A 9,295-nucleotide genomic window follows, 5' to 3' on the forward strand; every position below is an offset into this window, starting at 1 on the left:
GAGCAGCCCGTATGGCATGGCGTAAGTAAGCGGACTGCAGGACTGGTCGAAAATCATTCGGGCTGAAAGTGTGGTTTAACACCGGCTTGATGAACATGAAGGGTCCGTTGAAGTGATGAGGGCAGAAGATGTCGCTTACTGTCCTAGCCGGACCGGGGTTCAAAACCCGACAAAAAAACGTTAAGGCCTCATCAGGTCGTGCTTTCGACACGCACCCACCAGCGTGTACGTTGATGAACCCGTACGGGCAGCGTCTGCGGTAGCAGCCGAAGCAATTGTTCCGGGTCTTCGAGGCGGAATACGCCCGACAGGCGCAGGTCGGCAATCTCGTTGCTGCAGCCCAGGTAACCATGGCGATAACGGCTGACCTGCGCGAGAAAATCCGCGAGGCGCATGTTCTGAGTGACGATCAGCCCTTCGGTCCATGCCATCGCGTCCATGTCCATCTGTGCGATCCGTTGTGCGCCATGAGCATCCAGGCGCCAGTTCTGTCCACTCTCGATCCACTGCAGTTGGGCAATGCCAGGCCGGTGTATCGCCACTTTTCCGCGGCTGACGCTGACACGTGTGCAGTCGCTATCCTGATAGGCTACAAAGCGTCCTTCAAAGCCTTCCAGCAGCACGTCGCGGGTTTGTACAAACACGGGATGCCGGGGATTACACGTGATCATCAGTTCGCCATGCTTCAGGCGGACCAGACGCTGCCGATCAATGAAGGCCAGGTCCACGGCACTGCGGGTGTTGAGTTGCATCAGTGAGCCATCGGGCAGGGTGAAGACGCGCCGTTCGCCCGTGCCGGTGGCATAGTCCGATGCCCAGGCACTGACAGCATCGAGGTCTTTAGCCAGCCAGCTCGCCGATCCCGCCATGACAACGCCCCCAAGCAGCTTCAACGCCTGCCTTCGACGCAGGCGCTGCTGGCTGGTTTCCAGGGTCTGCAAAGCCAGCCCGGCACCGGGGATGGCGCGTAGGTCGAGGTTTTGATGCAAGTGCGTCACCCGCTGCCAGGCGTGTTCGTGTTCGTGGTGGGCACTGCGCCATTGCGCACACTGTTGTTGAAACGCCAGGTCGTGCCCACTCTCGCGCAACCGCAGCATCCACTGGATGGCCTGCTTGACCGCTTTCGTATCGGGGCGTGCGGCGGTCATCGACTCAGCACTCGTCCTGGTAGTGCAGCACGTAGCAGTGATAGAGCGCATCGGCAATGTAGCGTTCTACGGTGCGCACCGAGATCCCCAGCTGTTCGGCGATGGCCTGGTGCTTCAGCCCCTCGCATTGAGCCAGGAGGAATGCGCGACGTACCTTGGGTTTGAGGCCGTCGAGCATGCGTGCAATGCGCTCAAGCAACTCCAGTAGCAGCTCGCGGGTTTCGGCAGAGGGGGCCAATGCTTCCGGCACATGCGCCAAAGCCTCCAGGTAAGCCCTGTGCAGTTCCTCGCGCCGCCAGTGATCGATCACCAACCCGCGCGCTACCGTGCGCAGGAAGGCCCTGGGTGCATTCAGTTGCAATTGTTCACGGCGCTGTAGCAAGCGTACGAAGGTGTCCTGGGCCAGGTCGGCGGCATCGGCCGCATTGCCTAGCTTGCTGCGCAGCCAGGCATGCAGCCAGCCGTGGTGGTCACTGTAGAGCGTTTGCACGCAGTCGTTGCTGGGCATGGGGGAGGGGCGCCGGCATCAATGGACATGAATGATAATTAGTCTCATTGTTGGTGGCGCCGCATCAATTTGCAACCCATCTGGTCGCACGCTGCGCTAGGCGGCAGTGGGTTAGTGCCCCAGTTGTGTATCCAGGTACTTGCGAATTACCCGCGCCCCGCTGTTGAGATGCCGTTCCAGCACCGCTACCGCCTCATCCACCAGTTTGTCGCTGGCCGCATCCGCCAGTGCGTTGTGATCGTCCTGAGTGAGCTTGCCCAAGCCCATGGACGAAAGATGGAAGCGCAGGAAGCGCTCTTCCTCGTTCAGTTCGTTCTCGATCAGGCGCAGTAGCTTCTTGTTTGGTGCCCTGCTGTATAGCGCCATGTGGAACAGGCGGTTGAGGCGGCCGATTTCGGCGTGACGGGTTTCATTCTCCAGTTGCTGGATATACCCGCGGGCGCTGGCGATGTCGCTGGCATCGAGCAGCGGGATCGACTGGCGCAGCGCCTCACTCTCGAGCAATACGCGCAGGGCATAGGTGTCCACTGCATCCTCGCCGATCAGCGGCGCAACCACAGCGCCCTTGTGCATCTCTACTTTCAACAGGGATTGCGCTTCGAGCTGGCGCAGGGCTTCGCGCACGGGCATGCGGCTGACACCGAACAAGGTGGCGAGTTCTTGTTGGCGCACGGCAGTACCTGGGGGTAAGCGCCCATCGAGAATGGCACTGCGCAGGCGCTCTTCGATCACGCCACGGGCCTGATGCGGCAGCAGCTGTTCGCTTGCCAGCACATTGCTCAGTTTGATTTTCTCGGCCACGCGACGTCTGCCTTAACAATGACTAAAGTTGGATCCAATGACAGTAGTAACAGCTTGTAAGGGTGTCAAACCTGCACCCGCACGGGTACGGGCGCCTCAAAAGCGCGGCTATGGTGGATGAAGTCGTCTGCCAAAGGAAGCGCCCTTCAGAAGGATATAACTAGAAAGTGTAGGCGGCCTGACAGGCGGGTGCATGATTGCAGGGTGCCATTGTCTTTTGTTGTGGCAAGCCCCACCATCGCTGCTTTCGACTGGTCTGAACAGGGCTTCGCAGTGGCGATATCCTGGTTGCTGAAAACCGTTGTGCGACGTGTCGGCTTTGCCGCGCTGCTGGGCAGTCTGCTGCTGGGCGGCTTGCACGCGGATTGGGATTTTTCCCAGATCAGCCGCAAGTCGCAGGCGCTCTACGGACCGTTGGGTGCCGGGCAGGGCCGTATCGATGCCTGGCAGAACCTGATGGCTACGCAGAAGCAGGGGACTGAGCTTGAGCGGCTGCAAGTGGTCAACCGCTTCTTCAACCAGCAATTGCGCTATGTCGAAGACATCGACCTGTGGCATGAAGTCGATTACTGGGCCACGCCTGTGCAGGCACTGATCAAAGGTGCAGGGGATTGCGAGGACTACGCCATCGCCAAATATTTCAGCCTGCGGCGCATGGGTATCCCCAGTGAAAAACTGCGCATTACCTACGTCAAGGCGCTGCGACAGAACCGGGCACACATGGTCCTGACCTATTATTCAAGCCCACAGGCCCAGCCTTTGGTGCTCGACAGCCTGATGGACGCCATCAAGCCGGCAAGCCAACGTACCGACCTGTTGCCGGTGTACGCCTTCAATGGCGAGGGGCTGTGGCTGACGGGCGCTGCCGGGAACAAGAAGGTCGGCGATACCAAGCGGCTGTCACGCTGGCAGGATTTGTTGAAGAAAATGCAGGCCGAAGGGTTCCCGGCCGAGCCGGTTTACTGAAGGAGCACAGATGTCACTGTTCAAACAATTGCTGTTGGCCATTTGCCTGTTCCTGGTGGTCGCCTTCAGTGGCAGTTTCATGGTCAGCCTGGAAAGCTCGCGCAGCCAGTATGTCAACCAGTTGCGCTCGCACGCCCAGGACGCGGCGACCGCGCTGGCGCTGTCGCTGACGCCGAATATCGACGACCCGGCGATGGTCGAACTGATGGTTAGCTCGATCTTCGACAGTGGTTACTATGCAAGCATCAAGGTCGTCGACCTGGGCTCCAATGCTGTGCTGGTGGAGCGCCACGCTGAGCCGGACCCAGGTGGCGTACCGCGATGGTTCGTGCACTTGATCGGCCTTGAGGCTGCTGGTGGCGATGCCATCGTCAGCCGTGGCTGGCAACAGGCCGCGCGCGTTGAAGTGATCAGCCACCCGATGTTCGCCATTGCCAAACTTTGGCAAAGTGCTCTGGGCAGCCTGGGTTGGTTGCTGTTGTGTGGTGCGGCCAGTGCTGTGCTCGGTGCATTGCTGTTGCGCCGCCAGTTGCGGCCGCTGGACTATATGGTTGAGCAATCCCACGCGATTGCCCGCCGCGAATTCCTCAGCCTTCCAGAGCTGCCGCGCACGCCAGAGTTACGCCGTGTGGTGCAGGCGATGAACCAGATGGTCGAGAAACTCAAAGCGCTGTTCACCGAGCAGGCCGAGCGCAGTGAGCGGCTGCGTGCCGAGTCCTACCAGGACAGCCTGACCGGGCTGTCCAACCGCCGGTATTTCGAAATGCAACTGAACACCCGGGTGAGCAACCTGGAAGAGGCGCGCGCCGGCTACCTGCTGTTGCTGCGGGTTCAGGGCCTGGCCGGCCTGAATGCCCGCCTTGGCGGCCAGCGTACCGACCAGTTGCTGCAGGCAGTAGGCGAACAGTTGCGCCGCACCTGTGCAAGCTACCCGGAAACCAATGACCTGATTTCCCGCAGCCGCGGTGGCGAGTTTGCCGTGCTGGCGCCGGGCATGGTGCATGAAGAGGCCGTGCAACTTGCCCAGGCCCTGGAGGCGACGCTGCAGAGCCTGCACGAAACGGGTGCCAGTGATATCGACCCGGTCGCTTGTATCGGCCTGGCGCCGTTCAGCCCCGGTGACTCACCGCAGGCGTTGCTGAAACTCGCCGACGAGGCGCTGGCCCGTGCCGAGAACCAGCCAACGCCGGGCTGGGTGTGCCTTGAACAAGGCGTTGCCGCAGTGGCTGGGGACAGCCAACATGCCTGGCACGAGCGGCTCGATCAGGCATTCGGCAATGGGCATTTCGAGCTGTTCTTCCAGCCCGTGGTGGATTGTGCTTCAGCGCAACGGGTACTGCACCACAAAGTGATTTCGCGTTTGCAGGATGGCCAGGGCGAGGCGTTGCCAGCGGGCCGCTTCCTGCCCTGGTTGGAGCGCTTCGGCTGGATGCCACGGCTGGATGTGCTGGTGCTGGAGAAAGTGTTGGCGCACCTACGAGGGCACGACCAGGTGCTGGCGCTGAACCTGTCCGCCGCCACCCTGGCCGACCCCAAGGCCCTGCAGCGCGTCTTCGAGCTGCTGGGCCAGAACGCGGCGCTCGGCCCGCGGCTGGTTTTTGAAATTGGCGAGGAGCAGTTGCCTGAACAGGCCGCCTTGGAGCAGCTCACCCGGCGCCTGCACGGGCTTGGCTTCGGCCTGGCGCTGCAGCGCTTTGGCGGGCGCTTCAGCATGATCGGCAACCTGGCGCACCTGGGCCTGGCGTACCTGAAGATTGACGGCAGCTACATCCGCAACATCGACCATGAGCAGCACAAGCGGTTGTTCATCGAAGCGATTCAGCGTGCGGCCCACAGCATCGATTTGCCGCTGATTGCCGAGCGGGTCGAGACCGAAGGGGAGCGGCGGGTGTTGCAGGAGATGGGGGTAGGTGGGATTCAGGGCCAGCTGGTTGGTGAGCCTGCGCCCTGGCGCTAAAGAGCTTTACTGCCAGTTGCCTGATCTGACTCCCAGGCCTGACGCTGTGCATGTGGGAGCGGCCTTGTGTCGCGAAAAGGGCTGCATGGCAGCCCCAGTAGTTTATGCAGTAATGCGAAAATCCCGGGGCCGCGTTGCGGCCCTTTCGCGACACAAGGCCGCTCCCACAGAGAAAGCACGCGGCCTTGAGTCTGCCTTCTAGCGCTCGCGCAGCGCTTCCGAACGCGCCTTCATGATCGGCTTGAGCAGGTAGCTCATGATGGTCTTCTTGCCGGTCATGATGTCCACCGTCGCCACCATCCCCGGAATGATCAGCAGCGGCTTCTCGTCCGTCCCCAGGTGGCTGCGATCGGTGCGCAGCTTGATCAGGTAGTAAGTGGTCTTCTTGTCTTCATCGGTGATGGTGTCGGCGCCGATCTGCTCAAGCTTGGCCTTCAGCCCACCGTAGATGGTGTAGTCATACGCCGTGAACTTGACTGTCGCTTCCTGGCCAGGGTGCAGGAAGGCGATGTCTTTGGGCAGGATCTTCGCCTCGATGACCAGCGTGTCGTCCAGTGGCACGATCTCGATGATATCGCTGCCAGGCTGGATTACACCGCCAATGGTGTTCACCAGCAGTTGCTTGACGATACCGCGCACCGGCGAAGTGACCATGGTGCGGTGAACCCGGTCGTCCAGCGCTTTGCTGGTGGCGGTGGCCTTGTTCAGTTCGGTGCGCGCTTCGTTCAGCTGGGTTAGCGCTTCGCTGCGGAACTTGCCACGGGTCTCTTCGATCTTGCTTTGCACCTCGCGGATGGCAGCCTCGGCACGCGGGATGGCCAGTGCGGTGGAGTCCAGCTGACCGCGGTTTTCCACTTCAGCACGGCGCAGGCGCAGCACCTCAACCTGGGAAATCGCGCCGGTCGCCACCAGCGGTTCGGACATGCCGATTTCCTTGCGCAGCAGCTCAAGGCTGTTAGCGTACTGGGCGCGCTTGGAGCTGTATTCGCGCAGTTCCTGCTGGCGTTGGACCAGCTGCTGCTGCAGGCCGCCAATTTCATCCTGCAGTTGCTGGCGCCGGCTCTGGTACAGCGACTCTTCACTGGCCGCCTGGCTTGGCGCGGCTTTGCGCAGTTCTTCGTCGATCTTCAGCGGGCTGTCCTGGACCTCGGCGCTCAAGCGTTCGACCCGCAGGGCCATGGCCAGGCGGTCGGCCTCGGTTTCACCCACGTTGGAGGCGAAGCGGGTTTCATCCAGGCGTAGCAATGGCTGGCCGACTTCGACGATCTCCCCTTCCTTTGCGAAAATTTCAGCGACGATGCCGCCCTCCAGGTTCTGGATCTTCTGCACCTTGGACGACGGAATGGCCTTGCCTTCACCCCGTGTGACTTCGTCGATGGGCGCAACGCTGGCCCACACGATCAAGAACACGAAGAACAGGATCACGCCCCAAATGGTCAGCCGCACCACCCGCGGCGCATCCTCGATAAGGGCCTTGTTGACCTCCGGCAGCGGCTGGCCGCCAAGCGAGTCACTGCCTTTGAAATAGCGCCGCAGGCCGTCCTTGAACTGCCCCATATCCAGCTTATGCAACACTGATTTGCCCCTTCTTCAGCGCATCCATGACCGCGGCTTTCGGGCCGTCGGCGACAATCTGCCCGCGATCGATCACGATCAGCCGGTCCACCAGCGACAGCAGCGAGGCACGGTGCGTGACCAGCAGCACCGTCTTGCCTTCCACCACCGCTTGCAGGCGCTGCTTGAGGCGTTCTTCACCGGTGTTGTCCATGGCGCTGGTCGGCTCGTCCAGCAGCAGTATCTGTGGGTTGAGCAGCAGCGCACGGCCCAGGGCGACGTTCTGCCGCTGGCCGCCGGACAGGTTCTGACCGCGTTCACCCACTTGCAGCTCATAGCCGTCCGGGTGCAGCCGGGCGAACTCATGCACGCCCGCCAGTTCGGCGGCTTGCAGGATCAATTCGTCTTCGATGTAGCGGGCGCCGCTGACCAGGTTGTCACGCAAGGTGCCGGCCAATAGCTGGATGTCCTGCGGGACGTAGCCGATATTGTGGCGCAGTTCGCTGACATCGATCTGGCGAATGTCCACGCCATCGACCAGCAGTGAGCCACCATCGGCCTCGTACAGGCCGACGATAAGCTTGGCCAGCGAGCTCTTGCCCGAGCCGCTGCGGCCGATGATGCCGACCTTCTCGCCAGGGCGGATGGTGAGGTTGATGTTCTTCAGGGCCAGGTTCTGCTGGTTCGGGTAGGTGAAGTCGACCCCACGGAACTCGACGCTACCCTGCAGCACCTTGCGGCTCAGCGGGCGCTCTTCGAAGTTGCGCTCTTGCGGCAGCTCCATCATATGGTCGGTGGAGACCATGGTCACCTTGGCTTGCTGATAGCGGGCGAGCAGGCCATTGAGCTGGCCCAGCGGGCCGAGGGCGCGGCCGCTGAGCATGTAGCAGGCCACCAGGCCGCCCATGCTCAGGTTGCCGTCGATGATCAGGTACACGCCGACGCAGATCATTGCCACGCCTGCCAGTTGCTGGATCAGCAGGGTGATATTCATCGCCAGGCTCGACAGCACCTTTACACGCAGTTCCAGGCGGCTGAGGGTGCCGAGGGTCTGCTCCCACATGTACTGACGCTCGCTTTCGGCGTTGTTGACCTTCACCGCATCCAGGCCGGCCAGTGTCTCGATCAGGCTGGACTGGCGCTCAGAGGCTAGGGCCATGGTCCGTTCCATGGTCGCCATCAGCGGCCGTTGCAGGGCGTAGCCGATGCCCAGGGCCAGCGGGAAGGCAATAATCGGGATCCATACGAGGTGGCCGCCAATGATGGCGATGACGATCAGGATGAGGATGGTGAAAGGCAGGTCGATCAGGCTGGTCAGGGTCAGCGAGGCAAGGAAGTCGCGCAGGCCCTGGAACTCGTGAATGTTCTGAGCAAAGCTGCCGACCCGTGCAGGCCGGTACTTCATCGACATGCCGACGATGCGCTCGAACAGCGTTGCCGAGATGATCAGGTCGGTCTTTTTGCCGGCCAGGTCCAGGCACAGGCCGCGCAGGCCCTTGAGTATCAGGTCGAAGATGTACGCGCCGGCGATACCGATGGCCAGCACCCAGAGCGTCGAGGTGGCCTGGTTGGGCACCACCCGGTCATACACGTTCATCACGAACAGCGGCGCGGCCAGGGCGATCAGGTTGATCACCAGGCTGGCGGCGATCGCGTCGATGTACAGCCACTTGCTGCGCAGCAGGGTGTCGCGGAACCACGACTTCGCCCGTGGGATGAGGTTGCCGTGGTTGACGTCGAACTTGTGCTGCGGCTGCGCAAAGAACACGCGGCCGCTGTAGTCGCTTTGCAGCGCTTCACGGCTGACGTGCACCTCGCCACCATCGCTCTCGCTGAGCAGCAGGCGTGCGGTGTCCTCATTTTCCCAGCCCAGCAGAACGGCGCTGCGGCCTTCCTTGAGCAGCAGCATGGCCGGCATGGCGATGCTCGGGATCTGCTCCAGCTTGCGCTGCAGCAGGCGCCCTTGCAGGCCTGCCCGGGCGGCGGCACGGGGCAGCAGCTCGGGGCTCAGGCGCTGGGCGGGCAGCGGCAGGCCTGTGGTCAACATGACCCGGCTGGCGGGTTTCTGGTGCAGCACACACAGGCTCAACAGACTATCCAGCAGGGGATCGTCATGCTGACTGCGTGGATCGTGGCTGAGTTGGACTCGACTGACTTCGGATTCCACGCGGCGCTCTCTTCATCCTTGTGGTGGGTGGGGTAGGTGTGCCGCCGTCAAAGGTCAGGCCGGCTCACCCTGGCAATCTATGGTGCTACCAAGCTGTGCGGATAAGGGCTATGACACCCTGAGGCTTGTGCAACTGGCCAATGGTCGCCCTGAATCGGTGTTGAGTAAACAATTCTAGGTGCTTCATTTTTACC

Annotated in this window: 7 protein-coding genes; 2 read left to right on the forward strand and 5 right to left on the reverse strand. The window is 61.8% G+C overall.

The window, feature by feature from the left end; genetic code table 11:
* Positions 1-191: 191 nt before the first annotated feature.
* The 3 genes from Q9451_RS00810 to Q9451_RS00820 form a co-directional block, all read right to left on the reverse strand.
* Complete coding sequence (locus Q9451_RS00810; protein ID WP_012269965.1) at positions 192-1,148, reverse strand: FecR family protein; 957 nt, start codon at positions 1,146-1,148, stop codon at positions 192-194.
* A 4-nt stretch (positions 1,149-1,152) separates the two neighbouring features.
* A complete protein-coding gene (locus Q9451_RS00815) occupies positions 1,153-1,656 on the reverse strand; it encodes a sigma-70 family RNA polymerase sigma factor (RefSeq protein WP_012269966.1) in 504 nt (167 codons plus the stop codon).
* A gap of 111 nt (positions 1,657-1,767) precedes the next feature.
* Positions 1,768-2,457, reverse strand: a complete 690-nt coding sequence (locus Q9451_RS00820) for a GntR family transcriptional regulator (RefSeq protein WP_012269967.1) — start codon at positions 2,455-2,457, stop codon at positions 1,768-1,770.
* Positions 2,458-2,661: 204 nt separating this feature from the next.
* Here Q9451_RS00820 and lapG point away from each other — a divergent pair, with 204 nt between their 5' ends.
* Both lapG and lapD read left to right on the forward strand, forming a co-directional pair.
* Positions 2,662-3,423 (forward strand): cysteine protease LapG, encoded by a 762-nt coding sequence (gene lapG, locus Q9451_RS00825; protein WP_171577298.1) that lies wholly within the window; start codon positions 2,662-2,664, stop codon positions 3,421-3,423.
* Between the two features lie 10 nt (positions 3,424-3,433).
* Positions 3,434-5,380 (forward strand): cyclic di-GMP receptor LapD, encoded by a 1,947-nt coding sequence (gene lapD, locus Q9451_RS00830; RefSeq protein ID WP_012269969.1) that lies wholly within the window; start codon positions 3,434-3,436, stop codon positions 5,378-5,380.
* 198 nt (positions 5,381-5,578) lie between these two features.
* On the opposite strand, the gene Q9451_RS00835 is transcribed toward lapD, so the two are convergent.
* Together Q9451_RS00835 and Q9451_RS00840 are read right to left on the reverse strand one after the other, a co-directional pair.
* Positions 5,579-6,937, reverse strand: coding sequence for an HlyD family type I secretion periplasmic adaptor subunit (locus Q9451_RS00835; RefSeq protein WP_069943456.1), 1,359 nt, complete (start codon positions 6,935-6,937; stop codon positions 5,579-5,581).
* A gap of 7 nt (positions 6,938-6,944) precedes the next feature.
* Complete coding sequence (locus Q9451_RS00840; RefSeq protein WP_012269971.1) at positions 6,945-9,101, reverse strand: type I secretion system permease/ATPase; 2,157 nt, start codon at positions 9,099-9,101, stop codon at positions 6,945-6,947.
* Positions 9,102-9,295 lie beyond the last annotated feature (194 nt).

Source organism: Pseudomonas sp. NY8896, from assembly GCF_039634505.1.